Source organism: Cytobacillus firmus (assembly GCF_023612095.1).
Classification (GTDB): Bacteria; Bacillota; Bacilli; order Bacillales; family Cytobacillaceae; genus Cytobacillus.
This window is the reverse complement of record NZ_CP086235.1, coordinates 606,880-627,120: the sequence shown is the minus strand read 5'-3', so window position 1 is coordinate 627,120 and position 20,241 is coordinate 606,880. Positions and strand designations below refer to the sequence as shown.

22 protein-coding genes are annotated in these 20,241 nt (G+C 37.7%); all 22 read right to left on the bottom strand.

Annotation, left to right across the window (positions count from 1 at the left end):
• Positions 1 to 56 precede the first annotated feature (56 nt).
• The 22 genes from hpf to LLY41_RS03010 all read right to left on the bottom strand — a co-directional run bounded on the left by hpf (position 57) and on the right by LLY41_RS03010 (position 20,127).
• On the bottom strand, positions 57 to 614 hold the full coding sequence (hpf, locus tag LLY41_RS03115) for a ribosome hibernation-promoting factor, HPF/YfiA family (RefSeq protein ID WP_048009852.1): 558 nt from the start codon (positions 612 to 614) through the stop codon (positions 57 to 59).
• A 219-nt stretch (positions 615 to 833) separates the two neighbouring features.
• On the bottom strand, positions 834 to 1,034 hold the full coding sequence (locus LLY41_RS03110) for a YjfB family protein (protein WP_304586927.1): 201 nt from the start codon (positions 1,032 to 1,034) through the stop codon (positions 834 to 836).
• Positions 1,035 to 1,053: 19 nt separating this feature from the next.
• Positions 1,054 to 1,404 (bottom strand): flagellar protein FliT, encoded by a 351-nt coding sequence (locus tag LLY41_RS03105; RefSeq protein ID WP_304586926.1) that lies wholly within the window; start codon positions 1,402 to 1,404, stop codon positions 1,054 to 1,056.
• Positions 1,404 to 1,805, bottom strand: coding sequence for a flagellar export chaperone FliS (fliS, locus tag LLY41_RS03100; protein WP_304586925.1), 402 nt, complete (start codon positions 1,803 to 1,805; stop codon positions 1,404 to 1,406). Before fliS ends, LLY41_RS03105 begins: the two co-directional genes overlap by 1 nt.
• Positions 1,806 to 1,863: 58 nt before the next feature.
• Complete coding sequence (gene fliD, locus LLY41_RS03095) at positions 1,864 to 3,735, bottom strand: flagellar filament capping protein FliD (RefSeq protein WP_304586924.1); 1,872 nt, start codon at positions 3,733 to 3,735, stop codon at positions 1,864 to 1,866.
• 15 nt (positions 3,736 to 3,750) lie between these two features.
• Positions 3,751 to 4,125 carry a flagellar protein FlaG gene (flaG, locus tag LLY41_RS03090; RefSeq protein ID WP_304586923.1) on the bottom strand — a complete coding sequence of 125 codons (375 nt, stop codon included), beginning with the start codon at positions 4,123 to 4,125 and terminating at the stop codon, positions 3,751 to 3,753.
• A 119-nt stretch (positions 4,126 to 4,244) separates the two neighbouring features.
• Entirely contained in the window at positions 4,245 to 5,426 is a 1,182-nt protein-coding gene (pseC, locus tag LLY41_RS03085) for a UDP-4-amino-4,6-dideoxy-N-acetyl-beta-L-altrosamine transaminase (RefSeq protein WP_304586922.1), read from the bottom strand.
• Between the two features lie 26 nt (positions 5,427 to 5,452).
• Entirely contained in the window at positions 5,453 to 6,394 is a 942-nt protein-coding gene (locus tag LLY41_RS03080; protein ID WP_304588005.1) for a GDP-mannose 4,6-dehydratase, read from the bottom strand.
• Positions 6,395 to 6,412: 18 nt separating this feature from the next.
• A complete protein-coding gene (gene pseI / locus LLY41_RS03075) occupies positions 6,413 to 7,465 on the bottom strand; it encodes a pseudaminic acid synthase (RefSeq protein WP_304586921.1) in 1,053 nt (350 codons plus the stop codon).
• A complete protein-coding gene (gene pseG, locus LLY41_RS03070; RefSeq protein WP_304586920.1) occupies positions 7,465 to 8,514 on the bottom strand; it encodes a UDP-2,4-diacetamido-2,4,6-trideoxy-beta-L-altropyranose hydrolase in 1,050 nt (349 codons plus the stop codon). The genes pseI and pseG overlap by 1 nt, the downstream gene beginning before the upstream one ends.
• Positions 8,515 to 8,562: 48 nt before the next feature.
• Positions 8,563 to 9,288, bottom strand: a complete 726-nt coding sequence (locus LLY41_RS03065; protein ID WP_304586919.1) for a cytidylyltransferase domain-containing protein — start codon at positions 9,286 to 9,288, stop codon at positions 8,563 to 8,565.
• A gap of 15 nt (positions 9,289 to 9,303) precedes the next feature.
• Positions 9,304 to 9,843, bottom strand: a complete 540-nt coding sequence (gene pseH / locus LLY41_RS03060) for a UDP-4-amino-4,6-dideoxy-N-acetyl-beta-L-altrosamine N-acetyltransferase (protein ID WP_304588004.1) — start codon at positions 9,841 to 9,843, stop codon at positions 9,304 to 9,306.
• Positions 9,843 to 11,051 (bottom strand): acyl-CoA reductase, encoded by a 1,209-nt coding sequence (locus tag LLY41_RS03055; protein ID WP_304586918.1) that lies wholly within the window; start codon positions 11,049 to 11,051, stop codon positions 9,843 to 9,845. The genes pseH and LLY41_RS03055 overlap by 1 nt, the downstream gene beginning before the upstream one ends.
• Positions 11,048 to 12,121: a LuxE/PaaK family acyltransferase gene (locus tag LLY41_RS03050; RefSeq protein WP_304586917.1), complete on the bottom strand. Its 1,074-nt coding sequence runs from the start codon at positions 12,119 to 12,121 to the stop codon at positions 11,048 to 11,050. Before LLY41_RS03050 ends, LLY41_RS03055 begins: the two co-directional genes overlap by 4 nt.
• A complete protein-coding gene (locus tag LLY41_RS03045) occupies positions 12,118 to 13,488 on the bottom strand; it encodes an AMP-binding protein (protein WP_304586916.1) in 1,371 nt (456 codons plus the stop codon). Before LLY41_RS03045 ends, LLY41_RS03050 begins: the two co-directional genes overlap by 4 nt.
• 123 nt (positions 13,489 to 13,611) lie before the next feature.
• Positions 13,612 to 14,355, bottom strand: a complete 744-nt coding sequence (locus LLY41_RS03040; protein WP_304586915.1) for an SDR family NAD(P)-dependent oxidoreductase — start codon at positions 14,353 to 14,355, stop codon at positions 13,612 to 13,614.
• 9 nt (positions 14,356 to 14,364) lie between these two features.
• Positions 14,365 to 14,604, bottom strand: a complete 240-nt coding sequence (locus LLY41_RS03035; protein ID WP_304586914.1) for an acyl carrier protein — start codon at positions 14,602 to 14,604, stop codon at positions 14,365 to 14,367.
• 80 nt (positions 14,605 to 14,684) lie between these two features.
• The gene (gene tagD / locus LLY41_RS03030) at positions 14,685 to 15,143 is read right to left on the bottom strand and encodes a glycerol-3-phosphate cytidylyltransferase (protein ID WP_304586913.1); all 459 of its coding nucleotides are present in this window, start codon (positions 15,141 to 15,143) and stop codon (positions 14,685 to 14,687) included.
• Between the two features lie 64 nt (positions 15,144 to 15,207).
• A complete protein-coding gene (locus LLY41_RS03025; protein WP_304586912.1) occupies positions 15,208 to 15,924 on the bottom strand; it encodes a CDP-alcohol phosphatidyltransferase family protein in 717 nt (238 codons plus the stop codon).
• Positions 15,921 to 17,090: a glycosyltransferase family 8 protein gene (locus LLY41_RS03020; protein WP_304586911.1), complete on the bottom strand. Its 1,170-nt coding sequence runs from the start codon at positions 17,088 to 17,090 to the stop codon at positions 15,921 to 15,923. Before LLY41_RS03020 ends, LLY41_RS03025 begins: the two co-directional genes overlap by 4 nt.
• Positions 17,091 to 17,176: 86 nt before the next feature.
• Positions 17,177 to 18,682, bottom strand: a complete 1,506-nt coding sequence (locus tag LLY41_RS03015) for a glycosyltransferase family 4 protein (RefSeq protein ID WP_304586910.1) — start codon at positions 18,680 to 18,682, stop codon at positions 17,177 to 17,179.
• 83 nt (positions 18,683 to 18,765) lie between these two features.
• Entirely contained in the window at positions 18,766 to 20,127 is a 1,362-nt protein-coding gene (locus tag LLY41_RS03010; RefSeq protein WP_304586909.1) for a sugar phosphate nucleotidyltransferase, read from the bottom strand.
• Positions 20,128 to 20,241 lie beyond the last annotated feature (114 nt).

The following is a 20,241-nucleotide window of genomic DNA, read 5'->3' as shown; positions in this document are numbered from 1 at the left end:
TGCGAACCCGCACAAAACGAAAACCCCGCCTCACACAGCGGGGTTTTCACGTATTATTATTGCGCTTCAATCAGACCATAGCGGCCATCTTTACGCTTGTACACGACATTCGTTAAGTTAGACTCTGCATTTGTGAAAACGTAGAAGCTGTGGCCCAGCATGTTCATTTGCAGGATCGCCTCTTCACTGTCCATTGGCTTCAAGTCGAAGCTCTTTTGGCGGACAACTTCAAGATCGTTATCCTCCTCATCCAGTTCAGGTGGCTCTGCCTCATTTTCCAACGCTGCAAACACAGCAGTCAGATTGCCCTTCTCGCGGAATTTACGGTTCACTTTTGTTTTATGTTTGCGGATTTGACGCTCCAATTTATCGGTAATCAGATCAATCGCTGCATACATATCATCATGATCTTCCTCTGCTCGGAGAACCAGGTTCGGCATCGGAATCGTTACTTCCACTTTAGAACGGTTATTGTTATACGTTTTTAAGTTTACATGTACATTTGCATCAGGAGTTTCAGTAAAATACCTTTCTAACTTCGCAATTTTCTTCTCTACGTACTCTCTAATTGCTGGAGTTACCTCAATGTTTTCACCACGAATGTTGTAATTCATACGTGAACTCCTCCTTCTCATTATACAATGGCGACTTCCTCAGAACGCTAACTAAAATCTAAGCGTCTGTAAAAGAATGCCTAGTCTTAAAAGTATATTAAGACTATATATTTATATTTCTATTTTACCCCTAAAAACTCCTGCTGAAACTGGTAAAAAGATTGAGAAAATTTGTCGAATTCGTGAAGTAATAAAAAAACGAGCAGCTTATTTCACTGCTCATCCTTTTAAATCAATATGTCCGCCCAAATGGGGCTGGGCTGCTTGCTGGAGGGCCTGTACTTCCCCTCCGGATAACATGCTAGTTATCGACTCTGCATTAACCTCTGCCTGCTCCATAGCTGTTTTTAAGATTGATATGGAGGCTTGCTGCTGAAACTGACCTTGTTTTAGCACCATAGATAATAAAGCTATATCCACGAGACCACCTCATCACACTTTATTTCTTCCTGTCCAGATACATTCCGTCTGCGGTGATGTTGCCATAAGGGTTTTCATATTGGTTATTCTTAACTTTTTTCAGCTGTAAGGTCCTGATTTCCATTTTAATTACATTAAGCTTGTGATTTAAAAGCGGTTTTAACTTTTCTTCCATCGTCATTAATTCTAATTTCACTTCATTTTCTACCTTAGAAGAAAGATCCGGAAGCTGATTAAGAAGTTTATGCCTTTCCTCCAGTAACTGGTTTAATTCTTGGATATATACTTCTCTCTCATCCACAGGGAGTTCTTTTTCCAGGTGATTTTGCAGCTCTTTTGTCTTTTTAATAAACAAAATGAGTTCTTCCACTACGCTTTTCCGCTTTCTGCATATTGTGGTTTCTTGGCCAATTGAATAACTTCTTTCCACGTGTTGCGAAACTCCAAAACATAACCTTCGACTTCATCAATAATTTCGATGCTATTTTTAGTATTAGCTTCAATTAGTCTTTGAAAAATATAGTCGTACATTTGCATCATACTCTTTGATATTTCAACATCCATATTCAAAGTCAGCATAAGTTCTTGAACAACATTTTGAGCTTTGATTAAATTTATATTGCGCTGCTCAATGTTATTCTCTTGAATCGCAATTTTAGCTAGCTTCATGAACTTTAAGCAACCATTATAAAGAAGCAGTGTCAACTCTCCTGGTGTGGCTGTATTTACCGAATTTTGCTTATAAGCTTGATGCGGCATGTTTAAACTCAATGTCTACTCACCCTCTTGATAAAATAATCTTAAGTCTCACAAAGAAAAATCGGACGAGTTAACCGGATTGCATCATAGATCCTAATTGGGCCATTAGCTGAGAGGATTGATTGTTCATCTGCTGCATCGCTTTTTCCATCGCATTGAATTGATCCCAATAGCGCTGTTCTCTCATCTTAAGTCTCTCTTCAAAGCTCTCTATGCTGCTCTTCATTCGCAGGATGTCTTTACCCATTGAATAATTGTGTTCTGTTTTAAAAGTGTTTCCTGCCTTTTCTTCTATTTTCTTTAAAGTTTCATCGACCGTAGAACGTAATCTTCGGGCAAGCCCTTTTTCCTGATAGGTAGGTCCATCTGCCATGAATAACTGGTAAACAGCTTCTGGATTATTTTCAATGGCTGCTTTTAATTTGGTTTCATCAATCTCAAGCTTACCTCGCTCAAGATAATCTTTAGTAGACTTGATTCCAATTTCCGCCAGCTGATTATAATCACTATCTGCCCTTGTTACAGCATTTACTTTTATTTCGGTATACAAATCTGTTCTCATCTTTGTAAGTCCGCCAGACAACAGGAAATCACGTCTCAGAAGCCCGCTTTTTGCTTTTTCTTCCCATTGCTCAATTTCCTTTTCACCCATCGCTTGTCTCTGCTCATCCGTTAAAGGCATAAAGGAACCATAACGCTCCGCTGTCAATTCGCCGTTAATTTTACCGATCATTTCATTATATTTTTCAATAAATTTCTTTACAGTATCAAATATCGCTTCTGTATCGGAATTTACATTTACTGTTGCTGTTGCTGATTCAGCACCAGAGCTCTTCTTCAATGTAAAAGTTACATCATTCATGGTAAATGTATTTGATTTTCTAGACGTTTGCAGTCCATTAATAGTGTACTGTGCATCTGTACCGTCAGTTTCACTTGCATCATCAATCTTTAAAACGCTGGTGAAAAAGGAATGCTCACTTGCAGTACTTGTGCTTGTCTTACTATTGAGAAATAGCATTTCCGGACCTGCTGACATATTCCCGGTAGCCTGCCGCTGAGCCACTACTTTATCAGAGCCGCTGTCATAAAACATATTAATGCCAACATTGGATTTATTAATTTCACTAAATATAGTATTAAGCGAAGTTGTACCGCTATACTTAAAATCGTTCGCCCTAACATTAGCAGTTCCGTCTTCATTTAAAGTTTTAATATTAAACTCGATATAATTATGTTCATATGATATATCAAACTTTTGACCTTCCTCTAATGAGGTGCCAAACGCCATTAAGCCTGTATTACTGTCAATATAAACTTTATCTGAAGCACGATCAGCCGGGGCTGGAATAGCTCCTTCCACCACCTGAAAGCTGCTAGCGGCTGTTCCGTCAGCCTTTTTCACATCAATAGCTGCAGGTAACCCTGACACTGCTCCAGTCGCCAATTGATACTGGCTTGCGCCGCCTTTAGGAGCTGTAAAAGTTTGATTTTTTGCCTCCTGCTCCCATCCAATATCAGCGGAATTTGCTAATTTATCACGCTGTGACCATAAACTTTTTGATGAGTCAAGTTTTGTAGAAGATGCAGCACTAATTCCAGCTGTACTTTCCCGTCTGGCAGAGGTTGCAAGAGTAACATTCTCGATCTTATATGAAACTTGCCCCGCATCTGAACTGGCAGTTGCTGTAACAAAGTCAGTATTGGAGCTTGTTACTGTCTTTTTGAGCATATTGGATTGACGAAAAATCCCATCAAAAATAAACGTATCAAATTCCTTAAGGAGTTTATTCATATCCCTGTATTTATCACGCTGCCACTCAACAACCTGCTGTTTTTGTTTCATACGGTCCAGCGGCATGCGTTCGGCTCTCATCATTGAATCCACTATTGACTGTGTATCAAGTCCGCTGGCTAAGCCTGAAAATCGAATAGAATCCAAATCTGTCTCTCCTTTCTAAAACTTCTTATCAATAAACAATCCTAAAAAATCAGTCATTTTTGCATACATATCTAACAGCTGTTTTGCAGGAATCTCTCTAATTACCTTCTTGCTATCCTGATCCACGACTTCTACATAATAACGCTCAGTCTCGTCATGAATCTTAAACTGAAGCGATGTAAATTGGGGTTTTAGAAATTCATTCATGCCGTTAACTACATGTTCTGCTTCTTCCTTAGTTAATACCTTTTTTTCGTCTTTTTCCTTTTTCACATCCATCTGCTGCTCTTCGTGTTGTTGTTCTATTATCTTGGATTTTTCTCCTGCTGTCCTGTCTGCAACGATTGGTTTTGCTGAAGCTGATGAAGGCGAAACAGTTTTGATTTCCATTGTGAACAACTCCCTGATATAATCCTAGATTTTATATCGGCGAATCTCTTTTATTGTTAATAAACTTATGGTCAGAATTAAAAAATCTCCCTGAATATGTTTTCAAGGAGAAATGATTATCAAATTAAATAATGACCTATCACCTTTTCAACACCCTTTATTACAGACTTAATGTCTTCGTCTGACATCTTCGGATATAAAGGGAGGGTTAGAGCAGATTCATACCATTTCTCAGCTGCTGGACATAAACCTTTTTCATACCCAAGCTTCTGATAGTATGGGTGCAAATACACAGGAATATAATGAACATGGACTCCTATATTCTCAGCCCGCAGTGCTTCAAATATTTCTCTTCTCCCGACATTTAACTGTTCCAAATTTAGCGAAAGCATATACAAATGCCAGCTTGATTGAGTTTGTACATGCTGAAAAGGTGTTCTTACTCCCGGTAAGGATGCAAAAGCTTGATTATACCGATCAACAATCTGTCTTCTATTTGCAATAAAATGATCTAATTTCTTTAATTGTGCAACCCCAAGTGCGGCTTGCAGATCGGTCATTCGATAGTTGTAACCAAGCTCAGCCATTTCGTAATACCAGGGACCTTCATCTTTTGTTAGATTTTGATTTGTTATTCCATGAGAGCGAAACAAGCGGAGTTTCTCAGCGTATTCTTCAGAATCTGTAACAATCATACCGCCTTCAGCAGTTGTAATATGCTTCACAGGGTGGAAGCTGAACATGGTCATGTCTGCAAGAGTTCCTACCCTGCGCCCCTTAAATGTGGCACCAATAGAATGGGCGGCATCTTCAATTATTACTAGATCATGTTTATCAGCAATCCTTCGAATGGCCTCCATTTCGACTGGCTGACCGGTAAAGTCCACAGGTATAATGGCTTTCGTTTTTTCTGTTATGACATCCTCAATCTTACTTGGATCTATATTGTAGGTTTCTTCATCAATATCGGCAAAAACAGGCCGGCCACCGCAATAAAGAACACAATTGGAACTGGCTGCAAAAGTAATAGGAGTCGTAATGACTTCATCTCCATTGCCTATTCCTGCAGCAAAACAGGCTCCGTGAAGAGCAGCAGTACCATTTGCAAAGGCAACTGCATATTTGGCTCCCGAATATTGAGCCACTTTCTTTTCAAATTCTTCAATCCTAGGTCCTTGAGTAATAAATGGACTCGTTAATGTGTCTATTACAGACTGGATATCATCACTGTCAATCCATTGCTGTCCATAAGACAAATATGTGTCCCTGACAGGCTTTCCGCCAAGAATAGCTAGAGTCATTCCGTTCCCTCCAAAAAAGTCACCTGCTAGATGAGGTGACTCGTTTTAATCCAATCTTCAGTTCTTCTTATTCCTTCTTCAAGACTGATCCTTGGCTCCCAGCCGATAAGCTCTTTCGCCTTGTCGTAGTTACATAAAAGTTTCTGAATTTCACTCTGAGGATGAATATGTTCAACATGCTCAATACGTGATGAATCTCTTGCAATCATTAAAGCAAGATCATTTACAGAAATGTCGCTTCCTAATCCGGCATTGACAATTTCACCATTAACGTTGTCAGAATACCCTGATTGCACGACGAAGTCTGCACAATCATCCACATAAAGAAGATCTCTTGTTTGAGTTCCCTCACCATAAATACTCAGGATCTCACCAGCAAGCTTCTTCTTAATGAAGATAGCCACGACGCCGCCTTCACCGCCAGTTTTCTGATAAGGACCATATGTATTAAAAGGGCGAATGACCACAGTTGGCAGACCATACGCATGATAATAAGATAAAACCATATTCTCGGCAGCAATTTTTGATCCTGCATAAGGAGAAGCAGGTTTAATAGGATGTTCCTCTGTAATTCCTTTCTCATCCATGCAACGGTCATAAACCATACAAGTGCTCATAAATACCACTTTTACATTGTGCTTGCGGCATTGTTCAAGAATATAAAAAGTACCTAGTGTGTCGTTATTGAACGTTGTTCTTGGATCATCGATTGAATCTTGTACGTTTATGGAAGCCCCTAAGTGGTAGCAAATATCAAACTTTATTTTACTAAAAAGGTCTTCTAGCAATCCTTCATTTTTAATATCTCCTACAATAAAATCCTGCAAATCCACTTTGAATTCTTCAATATTTTCTTCTCTTCCATTTGACAGATCATCTAAAATCCACACTTTATTTCCATCTGCAAGAAGTCTTTTTGCAACTGAACGGCCAATAAAACCCGCGCCGCCTGTAAGTAATATGTTCATGTTCATTTCCATTCCACCTTATAATATATCCCACGATAAAGGAGTTCCTTTTTTCACATCTGCTGTAACTGCTTTACCCAAGACACTCTTTAAGTGCTTTGGCGGTAATCCATATCCCGGGCGGATCGCTCTAATATTTTCTTTCGTTAATATGTCACCGGCTTTTAAATCCTGGGTAACATATAAAGAGCGCCGATCCTTCATCGAAGGAACCTCAGCCTTCGTAGGACCGTAGCTGATTTTCCCCAAGCTCTTCCATGCTCTCTCTGTTTCTACAACAAGAGCTTTCATCTCTTCAGGTTCCATCGAAAAAGCTGCGTCTGTTCCGCCTTCTGCTCGAGATGTTGTAAAATGCTTTTCAATCACCGTTGCCCCTAACACCACACTTGCCACTCCTACACCTGTCCCCATCGTATGGTCAGATAATCCGACCTGGCATTGGAATAGCTCCTTCATATGAGGAAGGGTCAACAGATTAGAGTTTTCCGGTGAAGCAGGATATGTGCTTGTACATTTTAAAAGAATGATATCCTCACAGCCAGCATTTCTTGCAGCTCTAATGGTTTCATCCAATTCAGCTGCTGTTGCCATACCCGTTGAGATGATTAGCGGCTTTCCTGTTGAAGCAGCCTTTTCAATTAACGGGATATCTGTATTTTCAAACGATGCAATTTTGTAGCAGGGCACATCTAATTTTTCTAAAAAATCGACAGCCGTTTCGTCAAATGGAGAGCTGAACGGAATCATTCCCAATTCACGGCACCGCTTGAAAATCGGTTCATGCCACTCCCATGGCGTGTATGCCTCTTGATAGAGATTATAAAGGGATTGCCCCTTCCAAAGACTGTCAGGATGATCGATGAAAAACTCACCTTCATTGATATCTAAAGTCATTGTGTCAGCTGTATAGGTTTGCAGTTTCAATGCATCTACTCCAGCTTTTGCAGCAGCCTCGACAATTTGAAGAGCCTTTTCTAAAGATTGGTTATGGTTTCCAGACATTTCGGCGATGATAAATGGCTTATGCTTCTCCCCAATGTATCGTCCTGCAATATTTATTGTTTCTGTCATTATTGTAAAACCTCCAAGATTGCTTCTACAACTGGGTGAGTCTTATGTTTCAGCTCAGATTGCATTAACTGCCGCGCTTTATACGACATATTCTGCAGTTCTTCAGAATAATCAATTGCTCTAACCAATATATCGGCAATATTCACAGCTTTTACACCCTCATGCCATCCCAAGTTCCAAACAGCACCGAATTCTTCAGCTGCTTCTGTTGATTCCCTCTGGTTATCTGCAACAATAGTTACAATCGATGGTAACCCCAGAAAGCATCGTTCCCACATTGTCACTCCGCCAGCTCCTAACGAGAGGTCGGCATTCTTCATCAATTGAGCGAGATAATTGATTTGTATGTAAAAGAAATACTTTTTCTCTTTACATTTTGCTTCTATGTACTGTTTATGAGGATTAGATACACCCACCACAACATGGATATTTCGATTCGCTATATCTATAGATTCAAGTGCTTCTAACGCTTTTGTCGTTTCATTTGTTGGATCTGATCCTCCATAAAATACGAGGATATCTTTAATAGGCTGACGCTTGCTTACAGATTGCTGTGCTTGATAAAATTCAGGACGCAGCAGCAGGTATTCAGGACCAAGCAATTTTCTGCAATTTACAGGCACCCATTCATCATACCTGATTTTGTACTCCTTAAAGAAATTCTGATCCAACAACAAGTCACAGTCATGTGTTCGATTAGCTAAATCGTCAATGACCATTATTTTCATATCCCTAAAGGATTCTCTCACCATAGCTTCCCATCGAGAATCAATATAATAATGATCAACGACAATTAAATCAGCTGTCTGAGTCTTTAATTGATTAATCGTGTGATTTGCATCCTCTTGAAAATCAGCACTTTCTGGTATTGAATAAACCTCATATCCTTCTGTCCTGATATACTCAATGAGATTTCCGCTTGTTTCTGAACATATAAATGCGATCCTGGCTCCCTGTTCCTTTAAATAGTGTGCCAAGGTTAGACAGCGCATGATATGACCTGTTCCAATATCAATGGATGCGTCCGCTCTAAAAATTATTCTCAACATACAATCTCCCTAAGTGTGTAACTTCAGCACAACACTTTTCTGTTTCTTTTACACAACAGGCTTCTGTTCAATATGTGCATTAATTTTTGCAATTTCAGGGTTGCCTTTCAAAAAACGAACAACTTCGTATGCCGGCACAAAAAGATCCCCATTGAAGTGATCTGCAATTATTTTACATAGTTCATAGTCTTCCTCTGTATCCAGCGTAATCCGCAACTCAGGTTCTTGAATGGCATCGCCAGCAGCAACAGACGTCCAGGAGAACTCATCTTTATGCTCATACGCATAATAAGTCACATGCTCGCGATGGCGATGTTCTAAGCCATGCTCATTGATATACTGGAGTGATTTATAGGAAAATAACTCCACGGCTAACCCTCTTGGCAGCTTGCCAGTAATACTCATAAAATCGGCAGATTCCTGGCTCATAGTTTTAACCATTTCAGTAGCAAGCTCATAGTCTACAAAAGGACAATCTGCCGTCACACGTATCACGCAGTCTGGCTCATAAGGTTTCGATGCTTGTACATATCGGTCAAGAACATCTTCCTCAGATCCCCTATAGAAAGAAACATCCTTTGTTTTACACCAGGCTTCAACTTGATCATCCAGTGGGAGAGTTGAAGTCGCGACAATTACCTCGCTTATGCCCTTCATTTTTTTGCATCGTTCTACAACATAGGTGAGAACATCATGCTTGCCTAAAGGCTTTAATATTTTTCCCGGCAGACGGGATGATCCCATGCGGGCTTGGATAACTGCGATTGTTTTCATTTACCACACAACCTTTTAGTCAACTGTTGGAAAGTACTTTGCAAACTTTCCTCCACACGATTTCCACATTTCTTTCGTCATTTCAAAAATGTATACATTATGATATTTGCCGTATTTATAAATATGATCCGTTAAATAACCAACTTCCCTAGCACCTTGTTTAAGATGAAGTTTGCGTACTCCTTCATTTTCCTCCATGACTTCTCCCATAAGCTTATGGATTCCAAGGAACTCAAAAGCATAATTGTACACATACGGGCCAATAAACCCGCCGAGCATCCCATAAGCAGGATCACCAATATAGAAATTCCAATATGCCCGTTTATCTCTATAATTGATATCTGTAATAGAAACTAACCCAATCGGCTGATCTTTATAATTTAGCACCCAATAATGACTGTTCTGGTCTCTTTGAACAGATTTTAACCATTCATTCTGTTTGTCCAAATCGTAGTCAATATCTGTATACATATGTCGTGTGACAAACTCGCTTGTACGCCAATTTAGTATTAACTCTAAGTGCTCTTCTTTTATTGATATAAAATGCAATCCCATCACCTAATTACGATTTCTCTAGTAAAATGCATTAACAAATCATATCCATCCCATATTCCTTCAAAATCAAGGGCTTGACCAATTGGGACAATACGATCAATACTCCTATTCCCCACGCCTTCAGCAAACTCCATTAATTGAGACTTCGTAAATCCGAAGTAGGACAATGTCTGGTCTTTATCATCCAGAAATGGAATTAAGTCATATAACTGAGGAAGATCTAACTCTACAAATAGACCTCCCCCACAGTGTCTTTCTCTTATATCTAAATCAATATTATTCACTTTCAGGCGTGAAAAATTGGGCAGATGCAGAAAATTCACTACGCTCTCTTTATCACTCAATGAATATCCTGTTGTCAGTTTCTGAACTTGTAATGCCGGAGAATATTCTTCTAAGTGCTCATCTAAATAGCTATTAAGCTGAGTCCAAAACCGATCCTGTGCAGATTCGATAGATTTTTCTTCTCCTGTCCAGACTATTAACCTTGGAGATGAGCAAGCCATTTGGGCAAACCAGAATCCATCATTATAGAAGTTCTTAATCAATCCATTAAACTCATGATCATCTGCATTTAAAACAGCTCCTGCTTCCAATACGGACAGAGAAAACCGATCAGGAAAAGCTAACTCTGTCGCCAAAGGTGCCAGCGGAATAGAACGAATCGCTTTAACCGTTTCATCCCCGCCCCAAATAACGCGGATATGACAGCGTTCTGATAAATATTGGGTTGTTTCATTATTATGCTCATAGGTCAGGATTGCCGTACGGCTCGCAACCTCGGGATAATCTTCTAAGCCATTTATAATGGCACGAAGCAAAAGCTCAGTTTGCTCCTGCTTACGGCCGGAAATCCGCAAAATATTGCTATTCCCTGCGAGCATGGAAAGCACCCAAGAATACACAAAGATCGTATCAACATTTGAAGGAGCAAAATGCAAAGCAGTCCCTCTTGCCAGCACCATTCTTTCTCCAGCCTTTTTTACATAGGATTCCTGCATTTCGGATAAATGGGCTTTCCTTAGCCAATAAGCTAGAGCAACCAGCTCAGGATAACGCCGGTAGGAGTGGTCCTTTAAAATTGCCTTAGAAATGGATTGCAGAAATGAAAGCACTTCTGGATGAAAAGGAGAAAGAGGCTTAGCTGTAATTATAGACTCAATCGTTTCTTTCCAGTTTTTTGATTGATTCGGCCAAAAAAACTTCACGATTGGTTTTCCCCCTTCTGATCAAATGCGAATGTATCGCTGCATCCCCGAATTTCTGCTTTAGGAATTCGCCCAGCTACGGAAAAGTACTTTCCTTTCCACCCGCATGGACAATCATCTTCACCATGAATAGTTCCAAGGTCCTCAGTCAGCAAGCTATGTCCGGGATAGCTTTTCGGCAAAACACTGAGAACTTGAATTAACCCTTGCTCGCCAATCGGCAGCGGTTTGAAGGTGATCTGATCTCGAATTAGTACATCTGCATAAATGGGTGTATGGAGATGTCCATGTGAACACTCAGCAAAAATCGACCCCACCTGTTCCACCATGCCATAATAATTATGGATAGAACCCATTCCGAACTGGCTCTGCAAAGAACCTTTATAGATTTCGTTGCTGACGGCTTCCTCTTTAAGCTTTTTCCAGCCGCCGCCATGAATGAGAATGCTATCGCCTAAATCAAGGTGAATCCCTTTCTTGACCGCTTCCTGGTAGAAATACTTCCAAATCATAAACGTAAAGCCAAACAATAATAGCTTCTCACCTTTATGCTGCTCTAAAAACGTTGTTAAACCTTCCCAATCCACACTCATATCCTCATTTAAAACATAGAAAGGACGCCGTCCAAAGTTGGAGAAACCTAATATCCCGGCACCTCTTGCACTGAAGGACTTACGATCCTTTAACACATTTTTAGTATCAATAATGATCATCGGAAGGCGCTTTGTTCCAAGTAATGGCTTCATTAATGAAACGAGGGCTTTTGTTTGTGCAGCTGCTGTTTCCTTATCTAAATAGATCTTAGAAACCTGCTGGCCTGTTGTCCCGCTTGAAGTGAGCACCTTGAATACATAGTCTTCATTAATAGAGTATAAATCCATCAGCTTAAATAGCTGGACAGGCAAATAAGGGATTTCTTCTATGCTGCCCGCCACAGTTGTTTGCCCCGATTTATCAATCATGTTTCTATATGGTTTGCACTGTTTATAGTGGAAATTTGTTAACGAGTTCAGTTCATTTAATAAGTAGGTTTGTTTTTCTTTGCAGTCCATTTCAAATGGTTCAATCATATAACCAGTTCCTTTAATGCTTCATAGTTTACTTTCCCGTTTGGCAGTCTAGGAATTTCTTCTATCTGTTTTAAACGGAAAGCACTTCGGTGCAGTTTATACAGATTTTCGATCAAATCTTGAATCTTTTCTTTATGTTCATCGCTTTGAATAGCTACTATCATTTTATCATCCGATCCAACACATACAACCTGTGTATGCAGTTCGGTTTCTATTTGTTTTTCAATGTCATCTAAATTCAATCGCAACCCAAATAATTTAATAAACCGCTTCATACGGCTTTTAATATAATAAAAACCATCGTCATCAACATCGGCTAAGTCACCTGTTCGAAGTCTCCCTTTTAGCTCGTCACCCTTAGCTAAGTCGCTGAAATTCTCAGCATAGCCCATCATAACATTTGGCCCTTCATAGACTAGCTCACTGGTTTCTGAATCTAAAGCCAGCTTTCCATCCGGTATGGCTTTACCTATGCTTGCAGGCTTCTCCAGAAGGAATTCATGAGGTAAATAGCTAATGCGGGCAGTCGCTTCTGTTTGGCCATACATCACATAAAATTTCTTACCCTTCTCTTTTGCAAACTCTCCAAAAAGGCGGATAAGCTTTTCATTCAATCTGCCGCCTGCTTGAGTGAAATACCGTATGTCAGGCAAGTCCATTTTCAGGAATCCGATTCTTTGCAGCATTTGATAAGTGTAGGGCACACCTGCAAAAGAAGTAGCCTTCTCATTTCTCATAAATGCCCAAAAATCTTTTGTCAGTACACTATCACTTGTCAGTAAAATAGTCGCTCCAGCATATAAATGGCTGTTAATAACAGAAAGTCCGTAAGAATAATGCATAGGTAAGTTAGCCATGCCCCGTTCTTCTGGTGTAATTTCCAAGTAGTGAGAAATAGAACACGCATTTGCCACAATATTATCGTGTGATAGACGGACAAACTTTACACTCCCTGTTGTTCCAGACGTGCTTAACAGAAGAGCCAGGTCTTCATGAATGTCAAAACCATGTTCAATCTTTCTTTTCAGAATTCCTTCTTTGAACTCGGAGTAATCAACATGATCCATATCGCCTAAAATCCAGGCTGGCTGATAGGAGTCGATGACCGTACGCAAAAGTTGCTCTTCTAAATCGGCATTTAAGAGCATTACTGCATCACCATTCTGCAAGACAGCCAAATAATTGGCGACGGACCTATAATTATTTTCAGCTAGAATTAAAACTAATTGTTTGCGTGATGACTTTATTTTAAAGCTAACATCCAGAACATCACTCTGCAATTGTTCATAACGATAGCTTTCTCCGCTTTGTTCAATAACGGCAATCCTATTTTTATTTTCAGTGGAAAGGCTCCATAATGATTGCATCTTCTTCCCCTCGTTCTTAAAACTGTATATTAATATAATATTGTTTAACGTATTCACCAATCAATATATCTTTCTCTTTTTACATCGACTATTTTCTAAAAAAGTGTAGAAAAAAAGCATGGCTTATATCACCATGCCTCCGTCTGCACCGATTACTTGTCCTGTAACATAAGAAGATAAATCGGATGCCAGGAAAAGTAATACACTAGCAACTTCCTCTGGATTACCGATCCGCTTCATGCCTATGCTATTTAAAACCTTATGTAACCGTTCATCCTTATAATGTCCTGTCAAATCTGTGTCTATAAAACCAGGGGCTACTGCATTTACTCGAATATTGTGCGGTGCTAATTCTTTAGAAACTGATTTTGTAGCCCCTATAACACCAGCCTTGCTGGCTGCATATACTGCATTTCCTTGGCTGCCATTCACACCGATAATTGAACTCAGATTAATGATTGATCCTACTTTTTGTTTCATCATTAACCTTGATGCATATTGCATATGATAGAGAACAGAAGATAAATTCGTTACCATAGTCGTTTCAACCATCTCTTCTCGAATCATTCCAAGCATAGCCTCTTCCATGATTCCAGCATTATTGATTAAAACATCCAGTCTTCCTTTTTCTTTTCGAATTGTATGGAAGCTTTCCTTTATTTTCACAGTATCCATTACGTTATACGAAACAACTAAGGGTTCAATGAGGTTATATTCAGCTACCAATTCTAAAGTTTCGTCTAACCCTGCTTTTTCCCGCGAATGCAGGATTAGCTGTGCACCATGCTGTGCAAATACTTTCGCAGCAGCTTGTCCAATTCCCCTGGAAGCTCCTGTAATAAAAACAACTTTATCCTTTACTAGCATACACTGACCCTACTCGAACTTAATATCATATTTTTTCAAAATTTCCTTCGCCTTTGCGAATGAACTAAGATCAAGTACATCGTCCGTATCAAGCATGATATCGAATTGGTCATCGATTTCTGCAACAAGGGCCATGTGGGCGACTGAGTCCCATTCGGGGATCATATTGTATGCTAGTTCGTCTGTTACTTGAGTTTCTTCGATTCCTAGTGCTTCTGCGAAAAGTGATTTTAGTTTTTGTTCGTTCATGTTTTTCCTCTTCCCTATAGCAATCTTAATTTAAAAAAATTCACCTAGAAACTAGTTAAGATGAGTATAGTAGTTCCAGTCTACCTTCTCTGTTCCTTCACCTGTTGCAATTCAATTTTTATTTTTGATGTAGATATTCCCACCGTTCTCGGTAAGTATATGACATTACAGTATTCTTCTAGAAAATTAAAACGACCTTCCCAATCGTCTCCCATAACAAACAAATCAATATTATGTTCTACCACATCATTTATTTTTTGGCTCCACTCCTGCTCAGGAATAACCTCATCAACATATTTGATAGATTCATCCATTATTTTCCTATTTTCATAGCTATGGTATGAAACTTTATTTTTTTCGTTATTAAATGCATCTGTTGAAAGCCCAACTACGAGGTAATCACCTAACTCTTTTGCCCTCTTTAATAAATTAATATGCCCAATACGAAGAAGATCAAATGTCCCATAAGTTAAAACTTTCTTTGTGCTCATCTCCCCTGAACTTTTTGACAACGAGAGTATGTCTCGAACCTTTAACATTCTTCTCTATCCTTGACAAAAACACTGTTGGAATACTATTCAATTAGAGAATTGCCTTCTTTCCTTACTTAGCTAAATCAGTTGTATTTCTTGAAACTTTATAAATGTACTTTGACTTCAAACATTCCCAGACACGGTACATCCAATCAATGTTCTTAAAAATAACAAAAAAGTACACTCCAATATCAAGCCGATTGAAAATAGCGCAAACCGAGAAAACAAAAAAAACTGTTAGCATATCTAAACCAGGAATTATTCCTCTATCTAAAAACCATTGTTTCCAAGTTGCCCTAACAACAGTATATTTTCTCATAAAAGGTAAAACATATGAATGAATAACTAATACATCAACATATAGTGTAAGGACAAACAATATCTTTATCAACAAAGAAACATCAACAGAAAATACGATAGCCATAAATACAGTAAATCTAACTGTCTGATCTGAAAAAACATCTAGCTTAGCGCCAAATGATGTACATCGATTAGTAAGTCGGGCTAAATTCCCATCCGATCCGTCCATATAATGCCATAACTGAAGTAAAATGGCAGCTAATATTAACTTATCTTCTATAATTGATACAGCAGCAGAAACACCAATAACAGTCGCGATAATTGTGACCATATTAGGTGACATTTTCAAATCATAAACAATCTTAGTAAAAAACGGATCAATTAAATGTGCGTAATAGCGATTAATTGCATACTCATGTTGTCGTCTTTGTTGAACAATGTATCTCCTCTTAAATTGGCGATACCATTCAGTAAATCGCCTTATCATCTCTTCCCTCCTTCAATGCCTAGTTTATTTTCATACCCCTTTACAATTATATGGATATTTTCAATAAAGCCCATGCTTTTCAGCTGTTCCATTATTTCTTCATAAAACATACTGGCAACAATAATAAATATATTTTCTTTCTTCTCTTGAAGTAATACTTCTGGGCTTTTTACTATTTTGTCATTTAAAAGACTTTGATCCCATAATATTTTATTGTTATCAATGAAATAAGATATGTCATAACCAAGTTCTTGAATTCGATTATATAACTCTTGTCCGCTCTTACCAGTTCCAAAAACCACAATTTTTCTTGTAGTAAAAAGGCTCTCCAAATACTCCTTCTCAGGTGGAGTACTTGACCACTCTGTCTTGGATAAATAGTGATAATAATCTGTTTTATATGGATGGTTATTTAAATAATGCCATGGTTTCGATGATTCAGTATAATGAATAATAGCAGGATTTTTGATGGCATTCTCAATATCACGTTCAGTGTAATGCAGGTCTTTCTTGCTTATACTAACTTTTAACGATTCGCGGTAATTCCACTTTGGATCAAGCAATAAACATTTTTCATACAAAATGGCATTTAACGCATCTTGATCATGGTATTTCAATAACTCCTGATCGGTGGTTTGAATAAAATCAATTAATTGTTTACAAATGTCATCTTTTCTCCATAAATCAAGATTCATTAGCAAAACACCTGAGTTAAAATAAGATGATTTTTCAGGAATTCCCAAAAAAAATTGTCGGTTCAAATTCGAATTATCCACCGCAGCCACATGATATTGCGATAAATCAGTATCCCACAGTTCCTTTATATCATTCCTTACAACAATGTCGGAATCAAGATATACGATTTTGCTAATATCTTTTAATATAGTGGGTAGTGCAATACGAAAATATGCTACTTTATTAATATATCGGCTTACTGTCATATTCTCAAATGTGTCTGCGTTTACAGTAAGCCAATCAAAAGTTGTTGAAAATTGTTTACAGATAGAACTCAATCTATCCTTGTTCTGCTCTGAAATCCCACCATCTAAGAAATATATATGCTTATGATATTTTCTATCACTGTTCTCTAAAAGAGAAAGTAACATTACACTTAGATGTTGAGCATAATTATCATCGGAAGCAACCGCGATATTTATCGTATCCATCACTTTCTCCTTTCATTAAATAAGCATGTGTTTTTTCTAAATTAGGCATTTAATGAAATCCAAATTGTAAGTTGTAAATTTAAGCTTCATATTTCCTTCCAGTCAATAATTTCCTTATCTATTAATCTCTCTTTGATTGTTTTTATTATTGTATTGCTCGTATTTGAATCTATAGATGAAATAACTGTATCAAATTCATCTGATCTCTGATACATCATCTCACTAGACCAAATAGGAATATTATTAAGCGCTTTTTCATTTGTAAAATTATCTATAAAAGCAACTATATTCAAGTTATATTTAATAGCATCAATATAAATATAGTAAGCCGTTTCCAGTGTTCCAAATATCACGAGCCTACATTTACTATTTAGTATTGCTAGATTAGATGTATTTTTATGATAGTAATTTTCCAACCAAGTACTTTTCTTTTGTATCAATTCATTAGACCCATCATAATTTAGCATCTTAATTATAGAATCCTTGCTTCCTTCTTGTGTTTTTATAAGTGTATCTATTTTCTCAGATTGTTCATTTAGCTCTGCAACTTGAACCCACTGAACTGCTGTATTTTTTATATTAAATTTTTTTGCGTTCCGTGTTGCATTCTCTGATAAATACTTCATCTTACTTTTATCATTATAAATAGAAATAATTTCTTTTGAGAAATCATCAATTTGATTTGATTGAATTAGGATACCATTATTATGGTGATCAATAATGGTATCTGTCACACCAGCTATATTGTGTGCAACAGGAATACACCCAACACTTTGTGCTTCAATTATTGATAATCCAAACCCCTCATGGATAGATGGAAATAACAGGAAATGGGATTCTTTCATTTTTTCTATTACAAAACTAAAATCAACCATTCCAAAATAACTTGTAGACGAATTCAACTTATACTTTCTAATTATTTTCTTGAATTCATCGAAGTCTCGTCCATCACCCAAAACTAATAATTCACTTGAAGGCAATTTTTGTTTAATTTGATTAAATATTTCAGGAACAAAAAGAGCTCCCTTATCTCTATGTGTTATTCTGCCAGAGTAGATTAGTTTTAACTTTTCGTCAGTTCTTTTCTTATTTACTTTTTTATTATCATCAAACTGATAAGTACCATTTGGAATTAAGAAAACTTTATTAGGTTTTTCTATTTTTTCTTTTAAGATGCTGTAGGTCTGCGGACTAATCGCAATATAATGGTCTATACTTTTACTATTAGTTGTCGTTAATTTAACTGTGTTATCATAAATTCCGTGCAACACAGCAATTTTTTTTGTTTTTGGATTAATAAAACTAGATGCAATTATTCCATAAATAGTATTATTAATATAAATCGCATCATAGGATCTCGAATTTATGAATTCTGCAAGATCTTTAATATATGCGAAAGGATCACTATATGACCAAATACTAAAGCCTTTAGTAAATATACCTAAGTCTCGAACCTTATCGATCCATTTTCCTTCTTTTACCGTTGTAATAATCTCAATTGTATGGTCCTCTATTAATTCTTTAGTTATATTTAATAAGAGTTGCTCCAGGCCACCACCTTCCATTCGATTTACTAACATACCTATTTTCATTAAACCACACCTTTAAATTTTAAAAATAGCATTTCCTAACCATAAACAGTAAGGTTGTATGTTTGAAAACAAATTAAGTAGACTTAAAAATTCATTAATCCTAGTGTCTCTTTCCAATCATAAGTTAACCTTACGATATCTTCTTCAACTAATGGAGATCCAATCTGAACTTCAATAAATTCAACATCTGTTTCTGCATACATTGCATGCTTGGAACCGATTGGAATTTGCAACACATCACCCGAACGAACGTGAACCTTTTTCCCATCTTGAATGAAGATAGCCTGTCCAGAAATAATCGTCCATGTTTCTTCCCGATAGTGATGGTATTGATAGCTTAAGTTTTTGCCCGCATGAATATGAAGGCGTTTCGTTAATACTTCTCGTCCCTCACACTTCGTAATATCTAAGACTCTATACCAACCCCAACGCCGCTCCTCATACATTGGTCTTGAAAACAGCCCTTCTGTCAGCATATCTTTCATTCTTGAACTTGCAGGCTTGTCCGAAACAAGAATACCGTCAGCACTAACAGCAACAACAGCATTCGATACACCCAAAACTTTAATTGGAAGATCAAGCTCATTTATGACATGAGTATTTTCACTGTCTTCACTTAAGGAACCATTCCCCAATATAGGTTGGTGCATTTCCTCTGTCAAAGTATTCCATGTCCCAAGATCTTTCCAATATCCTTGATAAGGTAATGCAACAATATGTGATAGATGCTCAACTACTTCAAAATCAAAGCTTTTTTTAGGAAGCCTAGAGAAATTTGCTAATAATTCCTCATAATTGGTTGGAAGATTCTTTTCACGGAACTGATTTATTATTAATTTCAACGAAAAGGAAAAAACACCGCTATTCCAAAAGGCTCCTTGTTCGATTAATTGAGCAGCTTCCTGTTCAGAAGGTTTTTCTATGAATTTACCAACCTCCATATATCCCACATGATTATCAGGAATTAAATAACCATATTTAGATGACGGATACGTAGGCTCAACCCCGAGGAGAGCCATTTCAGCACTAGTAGTATGAACGAGTTTCTCCAACTCTGCTACTCTAGCATAAAACTGCTGTTCAACGTATGCATCCACAGACACAACTGCTACCACTTCATCCTCTTTCATTCCTAACACAGAATATAGGTAACTGCATGCTAGTGCAATAGCAGGGAAAGTATCCCTTCTCTCCGGCTCAACTACAATAGGAATATCTCTGCCAATCTGACTATGCAACATGTCGATTTGAGCTGTATTGGTAGCGACAATAACATCTTCCCAACTTAATACAGATGTCACTTGACGAAACACGCGCTGAACCATGGACTCAAATTCACCCGTCTCTTCGTTCTTTAATACTTTTAAAAATTGCTTAGCACGAGAGTCATTGGAAAGCGGCCAAAGTCGTGATCCTGAACCACCTGATAATAAGATAAGTTTCATCTATTTCACCTCACAATAATAATGACTAATTATAAAATAACAAACAACAGTTACCTTAAATTTCCCATTAGTTTAACTCACTAACTAACTCTCTCCAACTAAGTCTCTTAATAT

Bases quoted from the DNA above. Each gene is read 5' to 3' on its own strand.
- hpf (WP_048009852.1), bottom strand. From the start codon at position 614: ATGAATTACAACATTCGTGGTGAAAACATTGAGGTAACTCCAGCAATT.
- flaG (WP_304586923.1), bottom strand. From the start codon at position 4,125: ATGGAAATCAAAACTGTTTCGCCTTCATCAGCTTCAGCAAAACCAATC.
- pseC (WP_304586922.1), bottom strand. From the start codon at position 5,426: ATGACTCTAGCTATTCTTGGCGGAAAGCCTGTCAGGGACACATATTTG.
- LLY41_RS03080 (WP_304588005.1), bottom strand. From the start codon at position 6,394: ATGAACATATTACTTACAGGCGGCGCGGGTTTTATTGGCCGTTCAGTT.
- pseI (WP_304586921.1), bottom strand. From the start codon at position 7,465: ATGACAGAAACAATAAATATTGCAGGACGATACATTGGGGAGAAGCAT.
- pseG (WP_304586920.1), bottom strand. From the start codon at position 8,514: ATGTTGAGAATAATTTTTAGAGCGGACGCATCCATTGATATTGGAACA.
- LLY41_RS03065 (WP_304586919.1), bottom strand. From the start codon at position 9,288: ATGAAAACAATCGCAGTTATCCAAGCCCGCATGGGATCATCCCGTCTG.
- pseH (WP_304588004.1), bottom strand. From the start codon at position 9,843: ATGGGATTGCATTTTATATCAATAAAAGAAGAGCACTTAGAGTTAATA.
- LLY41_RS03050 (WP_304586917.1), bottom strand. From the start codon at position 12,121: ATGATTGAACCATTTGAAATGGACTGCAAAGAAAAACAAACCTACTTA.
- LLY41_RS03045 (WP_304586916.1), bottom strand. From the start codon at position 13,488: ATGCAATCATTATGGAGCCTTTCCACTGAAAATAAAAATAGGATTGCC.
- LLY41_RS03040 (WP_304586915.1), bottom strand. From the start codon at position 14,355: ATGCTAGTAAAGGATAAAGTTGTTTTTATTACAGGAGCTTCCAGGGGA.
- LLY41_RS03035 (WP_304586914.1), bottom strand. From the start codon at position 14,604: ATGAACGAACAAAAACTAAAATCACTTTTCGCAGAAGCACTAGGAATC.
- tagD (WP_304586913.1), bottom strand. From the start codon at position 15,143: ATGTTAAAGGTTCGAGACATACTCTCGTTGTCAAAAAGTTCAGGGGAG.
- LLY41_RS03025 (WP_304586912.1), bottom strand. From the start codon at position 15,924: ATGATAAGGCGATTTACTGAATGGTATCGCCAATTTAAGAGGAGATAC.
- LLY41_RS03020 (WP_304586911.1), bottom strand. From the start codon at position 17,090: ATGGATACGATAAATATCGCGGTTGCTTCCGATGATAATTATGCTCAA.
- LLY41_RS03015 (WP_304586910.1), bottom strand. From the start codon at position 18,682: ATGAAAATAGGTATGTTAGTAAATCGAATGGAAGGTGGTGGCCTGGAG.
- LLY41_RS03010 (WP_304586909.1), bottom strand. From the start codon at position 20,127: ATGAAACTTATCTTATTATCAGGTGGTTCAGGATCACGACTTTGGCCG.